This is a genomic window from Janthinobacterium sp. FW305-128 (assembly GCF_020858135.1).
Lineage (GTDB): Bacteria > Pseudomonadota > Gammaproteobacteria > Burkholderiales > Burkholderiaceae_D > Janthinobacterium.
The window spans coordinates 60,049-76,482 of the sequence record NZ_JACYMK010000015.1 but is presented as its reverse complement, the minus strand read 5'-3'; the positions used below and the strand labels follow the sequence as shown (position 1 = coordinate 76,482).

The 16,434-nt window shown below is 61.2% G+C and carries 18 protein-coding genes and 1 tRNA gene; 8 read left to right on the top strand and 11 right to left on the bottom strand.

Annotation, left to right across the window (positions count from 1 at the left end; all coding sequences use genetic code 11):
• Positions 1 to 59 precede the first annotated feature (59 nt).
• The 8 genes from IGS60_RS26415 to IGS60_RS26380 form a co-directional block, all read right to left on the bottom strand.
• On the bottom strand, positions 60 to 419 hold the full coding sequence (locus IGS60_RS26415; RefSeq protein WP_230506642.1) for a hypothetical protein: 360 nt from the start codon (positions 417 to 419) through the stop codon (positions 60 to 62).
• Between the two features lie 51 nt (positions 420 to 470).
• A complete protein-coding gene (locus IGS60_RS26410; protein ID WP_230506641.1) occupies positions 471 to 1,391 on the bottom strand; it encodes a fatty acid desaturase family protein in 921 nt (306 codons plus the stop codon).
• 10 nt (positions 1,392 to 1,401) lie between these two features.
• A complete protein-coding gene (locus IGS60_RS26405) occupies positions 1,402 to 2,520 on the bottom strand; it encodes a hypothetical protein (protein WP_230506640.1) in 1,119 nt (372 codons plus the stop codon).
• Positions 2,517 to 3,176 (bottom strand): hypothetical protein, encoded by a 660-nt coding sequence (locus IGS60_RS26400; RefSeq protein WP_306798522.1) that lies wholly within the window; start codon positions 3,174 to 3,176, stop codon positions 2,517 to 2,519. Before IGS60_RS26400 ends, IGS60_RS26405 begins: the two co-directional genes overlap by 4 nt.
• Before the next feature lie 55 nt (positions 3,177 to 3,231).
• Positions 3,232 to 4,224 carry a hypothetical protein gene (locus IGS60_RS26395; RefSeq protein WP_230506638.1) on the bottom strand — a complete coding sequence of 331 codons (993 nt, stop codon included), beginning with the start codon at positions 4,222 to 4,224 and terminating at the stop codon, positions 3,232 to 3,234.
• Positions 4,221 to 5,264 (bottom strand): glycosyltransferase family A protein, encoded by a 1,044-nt coding sequence (locus IGS60_RS26390; protein WP_230506637.1) that lies wholly within the window; start codon positions 5,262 to 5,264, stop codon positions 4,221 to 4,223. The genes IGS60_RS26395 and IGS60_RS26390 overlap by 4 nt, the downstream gene beginning before the upstream one ends.
• A gap of 559 nt (positions 5,265 to 5,823) precedes the next feature.
• A tRNA-Pro gene (locus tag IGS60_RS26385) sits at positions 5,824 to 5,900 on the bottom strand.
• 54 nt (positions 5,901 to 5,954) lie between these two features.
• Complete coding sequence (locus tag IGS60_RS26380) at positions 5,955 to 8,048, bottom strand: AsmA family protein (RefSeq protein WP_230506636.1); 2,094 nt, start codon at positions 8,046 to 8,048, stop codon at positions 5,955 to 5,957.
• 120 nt (positions 8,049 to 8,168) lie between these two features.
• Here IGS60_RS26380 and IGS60_RS26375 point away from each other — a divergent pair, with 120 nt between their 5' ends.
• On the top strand, positions 8,169 to 8,537 hold the full coding sequence (locus IGS60_RS26375) for a helix-turn-helix transcriptional regulator (RefSeq protein ID WP_175445220.1): 369 nt from the start codon (positions 8,169 to 8,171) through the stop codon (positions 8,535 to 8,537).
• Positions 8,534 to 8,956: an arsenate reductase (glutaredoxin) gene (arsC, locus tag IGS60_RS26370; protein ID WP_099410304.1), complete on the top strand. Its 423-nt coding sequence runs from the start codon at positions 8,534 to 8,536 to the stop codon at positions 8,954 to 8,956. Before IGS60_RS26375 ends, arsC begins: the two co-directional genes overlap by 4 nt.
• Before the next feature lie 60 nt (positions 8,957 to 9,016).
• Here the strand turns inward: arsC and ispB are convergent, their stop codons facing one another.
• Positions 9,017 to 10,006, bottom strand: coding sequence for an octaprenyl diphosphate synthase (ispB, locus tag IGS60_RS26365; protein WP_306798521.1), 990 nt, complete (start codon positions 10,004 to 10,006; stop codon positions 9,017 to 9,019).
• Between the two features lie 304 nt (positions 10,007 to 10,310).
• On the opposite strand from ispB, the gene rplU reads away from it, so the two are divergent.
• From rplU to proB, 5 genes are all read left to right on the top strand, one after another.
• Positions 10,311 to 10,622 carry a 50S ribosomal protein L21 gene (gene rplU / locus IGS60_RS26360; protein WP_034754730.1) on the top strand — a complete coding sequence of 104 codons (312 nt, stop codon included), beginning with the start codon at positions 10,311 to 10,313 and terminating at the stop codon, positions 10,620 to 10,622.
• A 40-nt stretch (positions 10,623 to 10,662) separates the two neighbouring features.
• Positions 10,663 to 10,935: a 50S ribosomal protein L27 gene (gene rpmA, locus IGS60_RS26355; protein WP_070219281.1), complete on the top strand. Its 273-nt coding sequence runs from the start codon at positions 10,663 to 10,665 to the stop codon at positions 10,933 to 10,935.
• 114 nt (positions 10,936 to 11,049) lie between these two features.
• The gene (gene obgE, locus IGS60_RS26350) at positions 11,050 to 12,159 is read left to right on the top strand and encodes a GTPase ObgE (RefSeq protein ID WP_034754647.1); all 1,110 of its coding nucleotides are present in this window, start codon (positions 11,050 to 11,052) and stop codon (positions 12,157 to 12,159) included.
• A gap of 13 nt (positions 12,160 to 12,172) precedes the next feature.
• Positions 12,173 to 12,583 carry a hypothetical protein gene (locus IGS60_RS26345; protein WP_070219280.1) on the top strand — a complete coding sequence of 137 codons (411 nt, stop codon included), beginning with the start codon at positions 12,173 to 12,175 and terminating at the stop codon, positions 12,581 to 12,583.
• Between the two features lie 27 nt (positions 12,584 to 12,610).
• Positions 12,611 to 13,729 carry a glutamate 5-kinase gene (gene proB / locus IGS60_RS26340; protein ID WP_230506635.1) on the top strand — a complete coding sequence of 373 codons (1,119 nt, stop codon included), beginning with the start codon at positions 12,611 to 12,613 and terminating at the stop codon, positions 13,727 to 13,729.
• Between the two features lie 126 nt (positions 13,730 to 13,855).
• Here the strand turns inward: proB and nth are convergent, their stop codons facing one another.
• Together nth and rsxB are read right to left on the bottom strand one after the other, a co-directional pair.
• On the bottom strand, positions 13,856 to 14,503 hold the full coding sequence (gene nth / locus IGS60_RS26335) for an endonuclease III (protein WP_230506634.1): 648 nt from the start codon (positions 14,501 to 14,503) through the stop codon (positions 13,856 to 13,858).
• Positions 14,500 to 15,258 (bottom strand): electron transport complex subunit RsxB, encoded by a 759-nt coding sequence (gene rsxB / locus IGS60_RS26330; RefSeq protein WP_230506633.1) that lies wholly within the window; start codon positions 15,256 to 15,258, stop codon positions 14,500 to 14,502. The genes nth and rsxB overlap by 4 nt, the downstream gene beginning before the upstream one ends.
• Before the next feature lie 327 nt (positions 15,259 to 15,585).
• Between rsxB and IGS60_RS26325 the strand changes: the two genes are divergently transcribed.
• Positions 15,586 to 16,296 carry an ABC transporter substrate-binding protein gene (locus IGS60_RS26325; protein ID WP_230506632.1) on the top strand — a complete coding sequence of 237 codons (711 nt, stop codon included), beginning with the start codon at positions 15,586 to 15,588 and terminating at the stop codon, positions 16,294 to 16,296.
• Positions 16,297 to 16,434 lie beyond the last annotated feature (138 nt).

Genomic DNA, 16,434 nt, shown 5'->3' with positions numbered 1-16,434 from the left:
GCCATGCTTTGCCGCTGTGCCTCGGGGTAACTTTGACCGGTTCAGCTCTTTCGCAGTTATTACCACCCGAGGCCTCTCAATTCTTGCCCCAGTTCATGCAGGAAAATCAAGAACCGCACCACCACAATGAATGTTGCAGTAAAAAGCAGTCCATATTGTTCACCGATCGTGATTCTTCCTGATGTCCCTAGCTTGCCCCACGCCCAAATAAACAGGCACAGTGCGATGCACGCAAGCGGGATTTTCAGTGGTCTGTCGTTGAAATCAGGCACGCTGATGCCTGTGAATATCCCAATCAACTCAGTCGGGTGATCGATCAGGAGCAGGAAAAAGGCGAGGATCGGGAGAAATCCGATGAGCAGCCCAAGCAGATAGGCTTTCTTCTTACTTGCTGCTTGCTCTGGCAAATGATTCATCATGGCATTGACGCTTAGCTCAGTAATTGATCGTGTACGAGCGCAAACATGCGGTCAGTGTTCAGCAGTTTGCTTGAGTTGGCTGACGTCTCTCAGCACCTGTCCATACGATCGATACAAGTTGGCCGCCGGCAGGCGGCCTTGTTGCACCATGAGCGCATGTACTTGCTGCAGGCGATAGAAGGGGACGCGTGGATATTCATGATGCTCGATATGGTAATGGATTCGATGTGGTCCGACGAAAAAAGTTTGCCAACTGCGCCGTACGACGGTACGCGCACTGAATCGCTGATCTTCCGATGCCCGGTAGCCGGCATGCTCGGTGATCGCGCGTATGCGCCCGAACAACGGTAGCAAGGTCAGTGCTGGCAAGATCCAAAGCCCGAAATACAGCGCTGCATGTCCCGCCGCCGCGAGCAGGCCGATCATCACACCCTGCACCGCAACGATGCTGGCGATTGCGTAGAACCTCATGCAGTGGCCGGCAGACTTGTGCGGATTGCGGCCACGCTGCCTGGTGCGCACCAGATTGCGCGCGCTGAGGAAGTAGCCAATGCCGGTGGCATCTTTGAACAAGCGCCACACCAATTCCCTACGCGTCACGGGGTAGTCGTCGATGCCGAATATGGTGGCGACCGGATCGTCGGGCACCATCGGCGCGCGGTGATGCTGCAAGTGCCCGCTACGATAGAAATCCATCACCAGCAGCAGTGGTGCTGCAGCGAACAGCTGGCCTGCGATGTCGTTCAGGCGCCGATACGACAGCAGGGTGCCGTGAGCGCTTTCATGCATCAGCACGGCTAGCGCGAGCTGGGTGCGGGCGATCAGGATCGCGCTCAGCAGGAACACCAGCGGATGGGGAAAGCGGATAGCCGCGACGAAGCAGGCAGCAATCAGCGCCCAGTCAAGCGCGACGGCGAGTAGTGCGCGCGGATTGCTGATCGTTGTGAGATACGCCGGCAATGGGGGCCTCATGATGGATCCCTCATTGGTGGACAGACCGCGCGGCCAGCTGGTACAGCACCGCTACCCAGCTTTGCAGGCGTGCGCGGGCTACCGCGTGGCCGTCTGGCGCAGGCAAAGTGGGGGCGCTTTGTAGCAGATCGGCGCACGCGCTGCACAGGTCTTGGGCGAACGTTGCCGCGTCGCCGCGCCAGACGACGATGCGATGTGCCAGCCCCAACGCCGCCGCGCGCGCCGCGTTGATTTTCTGCTCCGGCTGCTCGGTTAGCACCAGCACGATGGGCCGACCGTAGACCAGCGCCACCGACAACGCCGCCATGCCGGGTGCCGAGACGATCAGGTTGCTGGTGGCAGCTTGCCGCACCCAATCGGCGTCCTGCGCCTGCCATAGCGCGCGTCCGGCATAGCCCTCGCCGACCAGCGTTGCGTGCATGCCGGCCAGGCCCAAGCCGGTTTCGACGCCATCGGCCAGGCAGGGGTCGCGGAAATGGGGATTGAGGTAGACGGCTGCGCACGCCTGCGGGCGCGGCACTGTGGCGTCAGGCAGTGAGGCCACAACGACCGGAGTCGGCAGCCGGAATGTGGCGCCGTCGCAAGTCGCCTCGTAGCTGAAGTCGTGCTCAATGCGCGCTACGCTGGCGTTGATCTGCCATCCGACGATGCGATGGAACAGGCGTGACAGGATAGCTGGCAGTCGCCCGGAAAAATTGTTTTGGACCGCCTGCCGCAAGCTGGCGCCGTAGATATGTACCACCTTGCCCCGCCATGCCGGCATGCAGCCCATGAACAGCAATGCCGGGTGAAAGGAGTCGTTGATGATTAAGTCCGCGCTGCGCAGAGCTAGGCGTAGTTGCATAATGTCGCGGCACATCCGCGACGGTCGGAACAGATAGTTGGCAATATTTGCGTCGGTTTCTGCGGACAGCATATTTTGCCGGGTGTCGAACTGGACTGCGTAGTGGCGTGACAGCACGTGCGCAGTGATGCCGAAGCCGGCCAGGAAAGCGAGCCCTTCGTCCGATGTGGTCAGTACATCGACATCGGCGCCGTATTCGCGTAACGCATGCGTGAGTAGTTGCGCGCGCATCAGATGGCCGCGGGCGTCGGCTGTTGCCAGATAGGTCACCTTGATGGTGTTCATGGACGTGCGGGCCACAGCCGCAACGCGGCGCCGGCCAGATACATGATGAGTGCGCTGGAGACGCCCCAGGCACGGTCGATGGCGCGAATCTCGTCGAGCAGCGATGCCAGGCTCCCGTGTTCGGACGGCAGCACCAGACGCGCCAGCGTATGCTGGCACAAGCGAACGTGGCGGTCTTCATCGCGCAGCACGTCAACCAACAGGGGATATAGCGGATGAACTGCGCCAATCAGCGCGCAATGGCGCCGCAGAACGCGGGTGAACGTCTGTTCGGCGCACAAGCCGATAGCGAACGCCGGGATGAGGTGGCCTGCGGAAAAGCGGGTGCCGTAGCGATGCGCGAGTGTGCGCCATTGCGCGATTTTGCGCAGGGTGAGCGCATCGGGCCGCGCGGACAAAGGCATCGGCGCTATCCCGCCCCGCGCCGTTAGCGCAGCCGAAAACAGCGAAGCATGACGCCGTTCGTCCGCTAGGTGCTTTTCCATTTGTCGCGCCAGCCAGGCCGGCGGCTGGCCCAGCAGGTCAGACTGCAGCGCGATTTCGCTGGACTCCTCGCCGATCAGGTAGATACGCAACAGCAGCCGTTCACCGGCCACGCTGGCATGCAGTTGGCGCAGGGCGGCACGCTTGATGCTGTCGACCCAGCGCGCCTGCATGGCCGGCAAGCCGCGTAGTGGCGGAGCTGCCAAGTGGGCCGACAGCGGCCATCCATCAGCGTGCAAGCGCATCGCCCGCCGCCAGTTGATTGCCCAGCACGAGCCCGATAAAGCTTTGCTGCAGGAAAGCCGCCGCCGCATCGCCGGCCCCGGCAAAGGCCTGTTGCTGGTCGCCGTAACGCAGGTAGCCTTGGCCGTGCACGGCGCCGATGGTCAGCTTGTCGCGCGCGGCGAAGCCACGCTTCATCAGCGGCTTGAGTAACGGCTGGTCGCTCAGGCCGTACAGGAACAGTTCGCGCTGGACCACGTGGTCGGGGATTTTGCCGGTCAGCGCTTCCAGCTCGAATGACCAAGTGCCGTGCGCCAGCAGGCCGTCGGCGTTGCCGGCGCTTGGCGGATCGCTGTGCAGCCGTGCGCGCATCACCGGCTTGGCTACCTTACCTGCACCGAGCGAGATGGTAATGTCGGGGGCGCCCGTGTTCGCGCCGCGGTTGTCACGTACCTGCACCAGGTGGCTGGACAGGCGCGCTGCCAGGGCGGGATCGGACACCAGCTTTGTGACTTGTTCGAACGATACCAGCACACGTCGGCCACTTGCTGCCGGCACGTCCACCAGATAGGGGTCGATGCGTACCGCGCTGAACGCTCCCTTGACCGGTGTATGTGCATGGCCGCTGACTGACCAGCCATCTCCGGATTTGCTCAGTATCAAGTGGACGCTGACCGGTACGCGGCGGCCCGCTTCGTCCAGTGCCGAGCCTTGCAACAGCACGTCGCCGACGATGGTCTTTTTGTCATAACTGCGGGCGTTGTTGAAGTGGATCTGGTGCGAGTTGGTATCGACTGCTGCCGTGGTGGCCTGGTCGTCGAGGCCGATGCGGTTGCACATCTCGGCGCGCATGATCACCTCGGGAAGCGGGCAGCCGCTGGTTGATGCAAAATAGTGAATGCCACGCCCCTCCAGGTCGCTGGCGCTGGCGCTACCGGTCAGCGCCAGCGCGCTCAGGGCTGCCCATTGTAAAGTGATGTAGTAACGGTGCAAGATCATGGCAGGGGTTCCCGTGGTGAACGTTCATGGTAGGACAGCGATTGTGCGTCGGCGCCCTCGGCGGCAGCGCTGTGGATACCCAGGCCCCGGCACAGTGCGCCAAGCATGTCCAGCCCCGAAAAAATCCCGATCAGGGCGACGGCCGACACCCAGCGCAGGCCGCGCACCGGCGCCGCATCCTGATGGTTGAGTGCGCGCAGGCTGTACCACAGCCGCGCCGTCAGCACGCAGAGCGGTCCGATAGGGCCGCTATGACTCAGCCATTGCATGGACCTTGGCAGATAGGTACGCACCAGGTGGGGCGTCAGGCCGACCGTGTCCTGTCCGCGTAGCCAGCGCAATTTGAGCAGCTCGAAGCGGGTATCGGGCAGCTTGTGCTCGGTGTGCGCCCGCGCCGCATAGTGCAGAGCCACACCTGCGGCTTGCAGGCGCAGGCCCAGCACCTGACAGTGCGCGCGGTACACGCCGTCGAGTGGTTGATAGCGGTACTGCGCGAACATTTTGCGCAAGAACACCACGTTGTTGGCGTAGAAGTTGCGCGTCGCGCGAGCTTGCAGCCGGCTGGGGAAGTACATGAAGTCAATCGTGGTGAGGGAGGTGCCTGCCACGGTGGGGGCGTAGCTGGTGCGGCCGGCCACCACTGCCGGTGGCACTGCGTCCGTCAGCGGCGCGATCAGCTGTTCAATCCAGTCTTGTTCGGGCTCGCAGTCTGCGTCGGCGAAGCAGACGTAGTCGCAACGGTCGGCATGGACGGCGTCGAAACCGTCGTTCTTGGCCTGGTAGTAACCGGTGCTGGCATTGATCCGCACGAAGTCGATGCTGCGGCCTGCCAGGCGCTCCGCGTTTGTACGAATGCGCTCGCACAAGCCGTCGTGCGTGACGACCACTTGCGCGAGTGCGCTCAGTGCTACGCTCTGTTGCGCCAGCAGGCCGATCACATGCAGCAGGCTGGCGCCAGCCGCATCCAAGCCGGCGCCGCCGCGCAGGTTATTCGTCTCCAATACCAGAGCGGTACGCGCGGCGACGTGTTCATGCGGCATATTGATTTCCATTGCCCAAACAAGACGAGGGCAGTTAATTGGTCAAATCTGCGCACCTTTGTGTGGCCAGCCCCTCAACTCTACCCGGATGAGGCTGCTAACAAAGCAAGCTGCAGGCGTACGGATTGTCTAGTCCGAGATGCCATTTTGCTTTGCTAGTTCCGAACCCATCTTGTTTTTGGACAATATCATCATTAGTTTTCCCCGGGACATTGATGGGATCAACTTATTGCCGTCATGCTGGCGAACGGGCGGGCCACGTTGAGTCAAGGAACGCCTGTCCTCACGGCCGTATTCTGATTCGAGCAGGCTGATGTGATGTTGCTTTATTAGCAATATTTGTCTCTGCGCTATCAGCTGAATTTTCATTACTGGCGCAGTGGTGATGGCGCCGCCGGTGCCTGTCACGCGGGTGCGCCCCTACCGTTTGTCGGCGGCCACCGCGAACCGATACTAGAAGTGGAAGCACCGAACAGCTACGCTCATTTGCCACTAACGGGCTAAAACTGACAAAGCCCAGCAGCTGTGGTTTTTAAGTTCTTGATTTGCAAAAAAATTTTGGTCGGGGTGAGAGGATTCGAACCTCCGGCCTCTGCGTCCCGAACGCAGCGCTCTACCAGGCTGAGCCACACCCCGCTTACTGTTATTACAGCAGATGGCGGGGCGGGTTTCAAGCGGCTGCGTCAAGGTCTATTTCTTTTCCTGCTGTGCCTTGTTGATGTCCGCTTCGCTGACCTTTTTCGCCGGCGCATTCGTCGCAGGCGAGCTTGGCGCCTTGCGCGTGGCGTTCGCTTGCGCCATGACGGCGGCGCAATCCGTGTCGGGGGCTTTGTCGACGTTGACCAGCGGCAGCAGGGCGGCCAGCGGGGTGACGACGGTGGCCAGGGCCACGGCGGCGCCGGCCTTTAATGCCAGCGGGCCTTTTTGCGGACCCACGTCCGGGTTCTTGAACGTGCCTTTCGCATACAGCGGCGTGCGCAGGGTGATGATGCGCGCGCCCTTGGTGCGGGGCCGCACGTCGAGGTCCAGGGTTTCTGTTGCCAGGTTGACGTTGCCCGTGATATTCACCACGGCCGTGTCCGTATCGAGCACGAAGCGGCGCACGTCGGCCTGGCCATTCGTGACGGCGAAATCGCTGGCCAGGCAGTTCAGATGGACTTGCTTGTCGCCAAAGATCTTCACGAAGACGGCGTTGGCCAGGTTCAGGCCGGCCAGTTCCAGCATGAACTGGCTGACGGAGCCTTCGCTGACGGTGGCCGCCAGTTCGCCATTCGCGCTGGCCAGCATGGCGGAAACGGAGTTGCCGTGGCCCGTCAGCGCCGCATCGCCATACACTTCACCGAAGCTCGCTTGCATCGATTGCAGCTTGGGAAACAGTTCGCGAATCTTGAGGTGGCGCGCCGCCACCTTGGCTTGCGCGGCGATGGTTTTTTGACGGCCGTCGAGCGTGATGTTCGAGGTGATGTCGCCGCCGGCCATGCCGAAGTTGAGCGGCGTCAAACTCAGCACCTTGTCTTTCATGCGGATGGTGGCGACGATATCGTTGAGTGGGATATCGTGCGTGCGCACCAGTTTCTTGCCCGTGAATTTCACGTCGGCGTCGAGCGCATCCCATTTCGCCGTATTGAACTGTTCCACCGGCAAGGCTTTATTGTCGGGCTGCACGGGCGCCTTGCCGCGCGCCTGTTTCTTGGCATTGCTGTCGGCGCCGATGGCGGGGCCCAGGTCTTCCAGGCGCAGCTGCTGCGACGTCACCTCGCCGCGCAGCAAGGGGCGGGGCTGGCGCGGCAGGTATTGCAAGGTGCCGGCCAGGTCGCTCTGTCCCACCGTGCCCTTGAAGTTCTGGTAGGTCCAGTTCCAGCTGGCACCGTCCTTCTTGCCCAGCAGGCGGCCTTTGGTGGCGTAGTCCGGCGTTTCCGGCAGCAGCACGCCCGTCAGCGGGTACAGATCGGCCATGCTGGCGCCTGCCAGGCTCAGCTGCAAATCGATGCCGGACAGCGAGCGCGGGTCCGTCAGGGTGCCATCGATGCTGGCCTTGTTCTTGCCCAGTACGGCATGCGCCTGCACGGGATACACGGTGTTATTGTCGGTCAATGACAGCACGGCGCCCGCCTTGCCGCCGCCCGTCACGGGCGCCTTGCGGTAGCTGCCGCCCAGGGTAAAGGCGATGCCGTATTTCTGCACGGGGACGTTGCCCTGCGCGTCGCCCGGCGTGGCGTCGGGCGCCGTCGAGCTGACCTTGGCTTGCACGTCGAGCGCGATGCCTTCGTCCAGGTAGCGGATGGCGCCGTCGGCGAAGGCCATGCGCTGGATTTCCACGTCCCATGCCGAAGGACCGTTATCCTTCAAGGTCCAGCTGTTGCTGCCGTCGGCGCGCCGCTGCAAGGCGATATTGGGTGCGTCGAGCGCCAGGTCTGTCAGCACCACGCGGTGCTGCAACAGGGGCAAGGGATGGATGGCCAGGTCGATGCGTTTCGCGCTGGCCAGTTGCGGGCCGGCTGTCGCCCAGTCCGGGTTGCTCATGCGCACATCGTGGGCGCTGATGACAGGCCGCGGCACGTAGCGGCGCCAGCCCGGTTCCGTTTTCAGGCCTTGCTTCCACGTCACCTGCAGGTCGCCGCCGATGACGAAGCTGCGGCCCGTGCTTTCCGACACTTTTTCGTTGATGTAGGGACGGGCGCGGTTCCAGTCGAAGGTCAGCACGAAGATGGCCACGATGGCGATGAGGGCAAGCAGGGCGGCGAGGCTCCAGCCGAGGATGTTGAGCGGGGTTGAGCGTGTCATGGGAATGCCGATCGCAGTGATTTTTCATCAAGGTAGACCGATAGGCCGGGACAGTCGGTGCGCTGGGTTACGTAAGACGCCGCGCTTGAAATGATTCAATAATTCGACTATTATTGAAATATGAAAAATGAAAAGTCAATAGCGAACCAGGCGACGCCGCTGACGAGCGCTTCCGCCATCGTGGCCCTGGCTGCGCTGGCGCAGGAATCGCGGCTGGCCGTATTCCGCCTTCTGGTGCAAGCGGGGCCGGAAGGCATGGCCGCGACGAAAATCGCCGACGCGCTGGCGATTGCGCCATCGTCGCTGTCATTTCACTTGAAAGAACTGGCGCACGCCAATCTGGTGACGGCGAACAAGGCAGGCCGTTCCATCATCTACGCGGCCAATTATGCGGGCATGAACGGCTTGCTCGCCTTCCTGACCGAGAACTGCTGCGCCGGCGCACCTTGCTGCGTCAGCGAACCCAATGTAAAGGACATCACACCATGACGATCACGATTTATCACAACACGGCATGCGGCACGTCGCGCAACACCCTGGCCCTGATCCGCAACACGGGCGTCGAGCCCGTCATCATCGATTACGTCAAGCATCCGCCTTCGCGCGAGGAACTGGTCGACCTGATCGAGCGTGCGGGCCTGTCCGTGCGCGCCGTCATGCGCGACAAGGGCGCCCTGTACGACGAGCTGGGCCTGGCCAATCCTGAGCTGAGCGATGCGGCCCTGCTGGACGCCATGCAAGCCCATCCTATTTTGATCAACCGCCCCATCGTCGTCACGGCACTGGGCGTGCGCCTGTGCCGGCCGTCGGAAAAGGTGCTGGAGATCCTGCCGCTGCCGCAGCAAGGGGCATTTGCCAAGGAAGATGGCCAGGCCGTGGTCGGCGCCGACGGCAAGCCGGTGAAATGAGCGGAGTATAAAAAACGGCGCCAGTGGCGCCGTTTTGTATTGCATATAAGTACAACGCGATCAGTGATTGCGGTCCACGGCAAACGAGCACAGTTGCAGCATCGATTGCTTGTAGATGCTGTCGGGCCAGCCGGCGATGGCATCGGCGGCGCGCTGGCCGGCGATTTCCGCCTGCTTGCGCGTGTAGTCGAGGGCGCCGCTGCTGGTGATGGCCGTCAGGACCGTATCGAAATGCTGTTCGTCGCCTTGCTCGATGCAGCTGCGCACCAGTTCGCGTTGTTCCGGCGTACCGTTTTCCATCAGCCAGATCAGCGGCATGGTGGGTTTGCCTTCGCGCAAGTCGTCGCCCACGTTCTTGCCGATTTCGGCGGCGTCGCCTGCATAGTCGAGCACGTCGTCGATCAGCTGGAAAGCCGTGCCCAGCGAGCGGCCGTATTCGGCAGCCGCTTCGATATCGTCTTCGCCGGCGCCGGCGATCAGGGCGCCCAGTTGCGCCGATGCTTCGAACAGCTTGGCTGTCTTCGAGCGGATGACGTTCAGGTAGCTTTCCTGCGTCACGTCCGGATCGTGCATGTTCAGCAATTGCAGCACTTCACCTTCGGCGATCACGTTGGTGGCGTCGGAGAGGATTTGCATGACGCGCATATTATTGAGCGACACCATCAGCTGGAACGAGCGCGAGTGCAGGAAGTCGCCCACCAGCACCGAAGCGGCATTGCCGAACAGGGCATTGGCCGTCTGGCGTCCGCGGCGCATCGACGATTCGTCGACGACGTCGTCGTGCAGCAGGGTGGCCGTGTGGATGAATTCAACCACGGCGGCCAGTTCATGGTGCGCCGTGCCGCGATAGGCGTGGGCATTGGCCACCAGCAAAATCAGCACGGGACGGATGCGTTTGCCCCCTGCGCTGATGATGTACTCAGCGATCTGGTTGATCAGAATGACATCGGAGTGCAGCTTTTGGCGGATCACCGTATTGACTGCATCCATATCGGCGGCAATCGTTTGCACGATGGTGTTTTGGTTAACGTGTTTGTTAGCGTCAGACAAGGCGAACCTGCATTAGATTGTGGGTGCCGCGATTATACGACAAGGCTTGCGCACGCGTGATGTTTGCCTATGGCTGTAAGGCAATTGTTTGATCTTGTTGGCACTGCCGCGCGTTTTCCTGTCTGCCTGGCGCGAGCCTGACATGATGGTCAGGTTGTCGACATACCACGATCGTCAAGCTTTGTGAATACTTTTTGACGCAATTTCTCAGTCCGTGTATAATCGCTGGTTCCCCCTGTTGTGTACGGCTTGCTTTGCGTGACAGTGGGACAAATTCTTTCAACATTTGATGAGGTTTCAAATCATGTACGCGGTCATAAAAACCGGTGGCAAACAATACAAAGTTGTCGCTGGCGAAAAACTTAAAGTAGAACAGATACCGGCAGACATTGGTTCCGAAATCACCATCGATCAAGTTCTCGCAGTAGGCGCGGGCGACAGCATCAAGTTTGGTGCTCCATTGGTCGAAGGTGCAACGGTACTGGTTACGGTTGTGGCGCATGGTCGCCATGATAAGGTCAAAATTTTCAAGATGCGTCGTCGTAAGCACTACCAAAAGCATCAAGGCCATCGCCAGAATTTTACCGAAATCCAAATCGTTTCGATCAACGGCTAATCGCCGCTGTTTGAATTAATCAGCTATCAAGGAGTCTTAAATGGCACATAAAAAAGGCGGCGGCACAACGCGAAACGGCCGTGATTCAGAATCAAAGCGTCTGGGCGTTAAAGTCTACGGCGGCCAAGCTATCAATGCTGGCGGCATCATCATTCGTCAACGCGGCACCCCAGTGCGCGCCGGCGAAGGCGTAGGCATGGGCAAGGACCATACGTTGTTCGCGCTGATCGCGGGCAAAGTGAAGTTCGTTGTCAAAGGTGCCGGCTCGAAGCAATTCGTGACCGTTGTACCAAACGAAGCAGTACCAGCGTAATTCATTGGCGGAGCGCCAGTTCGCTCCGCAATGATCGCATGATGTAAGGCGCAAGCCTTCAATCGAAAGGCTCTGCCCAAGGTAGAGCCTTTTTAGTTTTATGGCGGCAAAATTATGAAGTTTATCGACGAAGCAAAAATCGAAGTCATCGCGGGCGATGGCGGCAACGGCTGCGCCTCTTTCTGCCGTGAAAAATTCCGGCCTTTCGGCGGTCCCGATGGCGGCGATGGCGGCAAGGGCGGCACCATTTGGGCAGTCGCCGACCGCAATATCAACACGCTCGTCGATTTCCGCTTCTCCAAAATGCACAAGGCTCGCAATGGCGAGCCTGGCCGTGGCGCAGATTGCTATGGCAAGGGCGCCGATGACATCCACCTGCGCATGCCGGTTGGCACCTTGATCATCGACAACGCGAGCGGCGAAATCCTGGCCGATCTGACCGAACACGGCCAGACCGAAATGCTGGCCAAGGGCGGCGAAGGCGGCTGGGGCAATATTCACTTCAAGTCCTCGACCAACCGCGCACCGCGCCAAAAAGGCGAGGGCAAGGAAGGCGAACGCCGCGAATTGCGCCTGGAACTGAAAGTGCTGGCCGACGTGGGCCTGCTGGGCATGCCGAACGCCGGCAAATCGACGTTCATTTCGGCCGTCTCGAACGCGCGTCCGAAAATTGCCGATTATCCATTTACCACCCTGCACCCGAACCTGGGTGTGGTGCGCGTGTCGCACGAGAAGAGCTTTGTGATCGCCGATATTCCTGGCTTGATCGAAGGCGCTTCCGAAGGCGCTGGCCTGGGCCATCAATTCCTGCGCCACTTGCAGCGCACGGGTCTGCTGTTGCACATCGTCGACCTGGCGCCGTTTGAAACCAACGTCGATCCTGTCAAGGAAGCCAAGGCGCTGGTCAAGGAATTGAAGAAGTACGACGAGTCGCTGGTCGACAAGCCGCGCTGGCTGGTGCTGAACAAGCTCGACATGGTGCCGGAAGAAGAGCGCAAGAAGATCGTCAAGGACTTCCTCAAGCGTTTCGCCTGGAAAGGTCCCGTCTTCGAGATTTCCGCGCTGAACCATCAGGGTTGCCCGGAACTGGTCAATGCGATTTATCAACATCTGGAAGAGAAGAAACACAGCGAAAGCCGTGCCGAAGAAACGCAGATGACCGAAGAAGCACGCGGTATCTCGTCGATCGACCCGGATGATCCGCGTTTCAAGATCCTCGACTAAGCGCCTTACCCTGATGTCGGTACAGACGGTCGCTGCCGCGTTCGCACGCAAGCAAGCGTGGCAGCGCCGTGTATTGCATCTGATCGCGTATGCTTACGGGCTGAGCGCGGTCGCCTGTCTGCTGTTCGCCGATGAAATGGCGGCCGGCATGGGCATCTTCCTCAACGGCGTCGATGGCTACAGCCAGTTCTACGCTTCCCATGTCGGTGTCTGGGGCGCTACCGCGCTCCTGGCGCTGTTCGCGGCACGGCAGGGCGAACTGCCCGTCCTCGGCGATATCACTGCAATGTTGGTCCTGGCGCAGCCCGCCGGCCGCCTGTTCGCGGCCATCAGCTTCGGCTTGCCCCAGGGTTTTGTGTTGTTCATGTGCGCAATGGAGTTGACGGCGGGGCTGGCCTTGCTGCTGCTGCGTCCTGCGCGCTGACGTCTATTAAGTGAAGAGCGCCGCCCCATGGATTCCGTGATTCAAAAAGCTACCCGCATCATCATCAAAGTCGGCTCCTCGCTGGTCACCAATGATGGCCGCGGACTCGACCATGCTGCCATCGCGCGCTGGGCCGCGCAGATTTCCGGCTTGCGCGCCCTCGGCAAGGAAGTGGTGCTGGTGAGTTCCGGCGCCATCGCCGAAGGCATGCTGCGCCTCGGTTTCGAGCAGCGCCCCACCGATATCCACGAATTGCAGGCGTGCGCCGCCGTCGGCCAGATGGGCCTGGCGCAAATCTATGAAAGCAGCTTCCGCGCCCACAGCCTCGGCACGGCGCAAGTGCTGCTCACGCATGCCGACCTGGCCGACCGCGAACGCTACCTGAATGCCCGCTCCACCCTGACGACCTTGCTGCGCCTGGGCGTAGTGCCCATCATCAATGAAAACGATACCGTCGTCACCGATGAAATCAAGTTCGGCGACAACGATACCCTGGGCGCCCTGGTCGCCAACCTGATCGAGGCCGATGCGCTGGTCATTCTGACGGACCAGCACGGCCTGTTTTCGGCCGACCCGCGCAAGGACCCGAACGCCTGCCTGATCACGCAAGGCATCGCCGGTGATCCGGCCCTGGAAGCGATGGCCGGCGGTGCCGGCAGCAGCCTGGGGCGCGGCGGCATGCTGACGAAAATCCTCGCCGCCAAGCGCGCCGCCAAGTCCGGCGCCCATACCATCATCGCCTGGGGGCGCGACAGCGACGTGCTCAGCCGCCTGGCACAGGGCGAAGCGATCGGCACGCAGTTGCTGGCGCAAACGGGCCAATTGACGGCGCGTAAGCAGTGGATGGCCGATCATCTGCATACGGCCGGCGCCGTCGTGCTCGATGCGGGCGCCGTGCAAAAGCTGCGCCAGGAAGGCAAATCCTTGCTGCCGATCGGCGTGACGGGCGTGAACGGCGAATTTGGCCGCGGCGCCGTCATCACCTGCGTTGACGCGCACGGCGTGCCCGTGGCGCGCGGCCTGTCGAACTACACGAGCGGCGAAGCGCGCCGCATCATGCGCAAGCCGTCCACCGAGATCGAAGCGATACTCGGCTACATGGAAGGCCATGAGCTGATTCATCGCGACAATATGGTGTTGTTGTAGGTTGGATTAGCGGCGAACGCCGCGTAATCCGACGCCACCACCGGCCAACAAGGTCGTCGGATTACGGCGCCTTGCGCCTAATCCGACCTACGCAGCAACGACATCGGCCCTATTCGGGCCGTTGCTTTACGCCACGGCCGGCACCGGCGATTTTTCCTTGTAATCGCACAGGTCGGCGATCATGCAGTTCCAGCATTGCGGCTTGCGCGCCGTGCAGGTGTAGCGGCCGTGCAGGATGAGCCAGTGGTGGGCGTCGTGCAGGAATTCCTTGGGCACGAATTTGAGCAGCTTTTGCTCGACGATATCGACATTCTTGCCTGGCGCAATGCCGGTGCGGTTTGAGACGCGGAAGATATGCGTGTCGACCGCCATCGTCGGTTCGCCAAACGCCGTGTTCATGACCACATTGGCCGTCTTGCGGCCCACGCCGGGCAAGGCTTCCAGCGAAGCGCGGTCGCGCGGCACTTCGCCGCCGTGCTGATCCAGCAGGATCTGGCAGGTGGCGATGACATTCTTGGCCTTGGTGCGGAACAGGCCGATGGTGCGGATGTAGCTGGCCAGCTCGTCGACGCCCAGGGCCAGTATCTGGGCCGGCGTATTGGCGACCGGATACAGCAGGCGCGTGGCCTTGTTGACGGACACGTCGGTTGCCTGCGCCGACAGCAGCACGGCGATCAGCAGCTCGAACGGCGTCGTGTATTCGAGTTCCGTTTTCGGGGAAGGATTGGCGGCGCGGAAGCGCGTAAAGATTTCCAGGCGTTTGGCAGCGTTCATGCGTCTTTTTTCGGCGTGTTGGGGGCGGGCGGTTCGGTCTGGGTGCTGGCGGCGGCCTTGGCGCGCGCGCGCTCCATGGCGGCGGCGATGATGGCGCGCTTGCGCTCCTTTTCCGCCAGTTCATCTGGCGTGACCGGCACTTCCTGCGTCACTTCCTGCATCTTGGCGACGGCCTTGGCGGCCAGGCGCGCATCGTTGGCCTCGGCTTCGCGGTGCAGCCGCTGCATGCGGAAATCGTGGCGCGCGCGCGCGTCGTCCGCATCCATCTGGCTCCAGGCATCCCAGCCCGTGGCGTCACCGCTGACCGGGTACATGACGATGCAGTCGACGGGGCAAGGCGCCACGCACAGGTCGCAGCCCGTGCACAGGCTGGTCACTACCGTATGCATCTGCTTGGCGGCGCCGACAATGGCGTCCACGGGACAGGCCTGGATGCACAAGGTACAGCCGATACACAGCGATTCGTCGATATAGGCGACAGATCGCGGACGTTCGAGGCCGTTGACGGGATTGAGCGGAATAACTTTTTTGCCCAGCAAGCCGGCCAGGCGCACGATGCCCTGCGCGCCGCCCGGTGGGCACTGATTGATGTCGGCGCTGCCTGCGGCTATCGCTTCCGCATACGGGCGGCAGCCGTTGTAGCCGCATTTGGTGCATTGTGTTTGCGGCAGCAAGTCTTCGATCTGGTCGGCAAGTGAGGCAGGGGCAGGGTGCGGCACGGTCATCTTCCACGGTAAAACGTCATTATCGGCCATCTGGGCCGCGCACAAGTAAAAACCTGTTTTGTAGGAGGGGATAGCGGGTGCCAGGGCCAGCTGTTGCAGGCGCGCCGCAATCGTATTTTATTTCCCTTGGGAATGTCAAAGTGCAAATAAACAACTTTGCAATTCCTTTTTTTTGTGGGAGCATGATTTTCATCAAGCTACTAATCAAAAAGCCGACCGCCAGTCCTGTTGTCGCCCCCTGTGAGGCGTACCAGGTCATAGGAGCAAAACATGCGTTTCCTCCGGACAGTTGGTTTGCCCTTCTGTTTATTCATGCACTCCACACTTGCCCTTGCATACGGGCAGGCTGGCTCTCCCATGGCGGCGCCGGGCGCTGCCAGCTCGCGCATCGTCCGCTTCGCGGCGGAAGACTGGCCTCCCTTTATTTCCCGCAGCCTGCCTGCCGACGGCATGTCGGGCGCCATGGTCAGCGCCGTCTTCGAACGCATGGGCTATGTCGTCAAATATGAGTATTTTCCCTGGAAGCGCGCCATGCAGTTTGGCCTGGCCAGTCCCCGCTACGCCGGTTTCCTGGCCGTCTGGCGCACGCCCGAACGGGAAAAACTTTGTCATTTTTCTGTTCCGGTTGGTAACACGCAAGGTGTGCTGGCCTACCTGAAGGAGGATGGCGTGCCCGGCGCCGCCCTGACTGATCTGGGCAAGCTGCGCATCGGCACCGTGGCCGGTTATTCGAATGGGGAGCAATTCGACGGCATGGTGGCGCGCGGCGAGCTGAGGACGGAAGAGGGCTTGAACGACGCGACGAATCTGAAGAAACTGTTGATCAAGCGTTATCGCGTGATCGTCATCGAGCGCCATGTGCTGCAGCACTTGCTGATGGGACGCAACTTCAGCAAAGCTGAACGGGAGCGCATCGCCGTCATCGATACCGTCTTCAAGGAGCGCCCCGTGCATGTGTGCTTCCAGCGCGATGCCGAGGGGGCAGCCCGGCAAAAGCGCTTCAATGAGGCGGCGCGCGATATCGACACGGCCCGCCTCGAACGCGATTATTGGAAGCGGCTCGATTAGAGCCTGGCGGCGACGACAGCCCATCCCTGACACTGCGCGCCGTTGTTGTTCGTTGCCAAAACGAAATATCTAAATACGAAACCATTCGTTCTTGTTTGTTTGTCCATCCTTTAGTCTGCAGCCACTGTGTTGACGACT

What these genes read in the sequence shown, in the direction of transcription:
- IGS60_RS26395 (WP_230506638.1), bottom strand. Translation starts at nt 4,224, where the DNA reads ATGATCTTGCACCGTTACTACATCACTTTACAATGGGCAGCCCTGAGC.
- IGS60_RS26375 (WP_175445220.1), top strand. Translation starts at nt 8,169, where the DNA reads ATGAAAAATGAAAAGTCAATAGCGAACCAGGCGACGCCGCTGACGAGC.
- rpmA (WP_070219281.1), top strand. Translation starts at nt 10,663, where the DNA reads ATGGCACATAAAAAAGGCGGCGGCACAACGCGAAACGGCCGTGATTCA.
- IGS60_RS26345 (WP_070219280.1), top strand. Translation starts at nt 12,173, where the DNA reads ATGTCGGTACAGACGGTCGCTGCCGCGTTCGCACGCAAGCAAGCGTGG.
- nth (WP_230506634.1), bottom strand. Translation starts at nt 14,503, where the DNA reads ATGAACGCTGCCAAACGCCTGGAAATCTTTACGCGCTTCCGCGCCGCC.
- IGS60_RS26380 (WP_230506636.1), bottom strand. Translation starts at nt 8,048, where the DNA reads ATGACACGCTCAACCCCGCTCAACATCCTCGGCTGGAGCCTCGCCGCC.
- IGS60_RS26405 (WP_230506640.1), bottom strand. Translation starts at nt 2,520, where the DNA reads ATGAACACCATCAAGGTGACCTATCTGGCAACAGCCGACGCCCGCGGC.
- rplU (WP_034754730.1), top strand. Translation starts at nt 10,311, where the DNA reads ATGTACGCGGTCATAAAAACCGGTGGCAAACAATACAAAGTTGTCGCT.
- arsC (WP_099410304.1), top strand. Translation starts at nt 8,534, where the DNA reads ATGACGATCACGATTTATCACAACACGGCATGCGGCACGTCGCGCAAC.
- IGS60_RS26390 (WP_230506637.1), bottom strand. Translation starts at nt 5,264, where the DNA reads ATGCCGCATGAACACGTCGCCGCGCGTACCGCTCTGGTATTGGAGACG.
- rsxB (WP_230506633.1), bottom strand. Translation starts at nt 15,258, where the DNA reads ATGGCCGATAATGACGTTTTACCGTGGAAGATGACCGTGCCGCACCCT.
- IGS60_RS26415 (WP_230506642.1), bottom strand. Translation starts at nt 419, where the DNA reads ATGATGAATCATTTGCCAGAGCAAGCAGCAAGTAAGAAGAAAGCCTAT.
- IGS60_RS26400 (WP_306798522.1), bottom strand. Translation starts at nt 3,176, where the DNA reads ATGCAGGCGCGCTGGGTCGACAGCATCAAGCGTGCCGCCCTGCGCCAA.
- obgE (WP_034754647.1), top strand. Translation starts at nt 11,050, where the DNA reads ATGAAGTTTATCGACGAAGCAAAAATCGAAGTCATCGCGGGCGATGGC.
- IGS60_RS26325 (WP_230506632.1), top strand. Translation starts at nt 15,586, where the DNA reads ATGGCGGCGCCGGGCGCTGCCAGCTCGCGCATCGTCCGCTTCGCGGCG.
- proB (WP_230506635.1), top strand. Translation starts at nt 12,611, where the DNA reads ATGGATTCCGTGATTCAAAAAGCTACCCGCATCATCATCAAAGTCGGC.
- IGS60_RS26410 (WP_230506641.1), bottom strand. Translation starts at nt 1,391, where the DNA reads ATGAGGCCCCCATTGCCGGCGTATCTCACAACGATCAGCAATCCGCGC.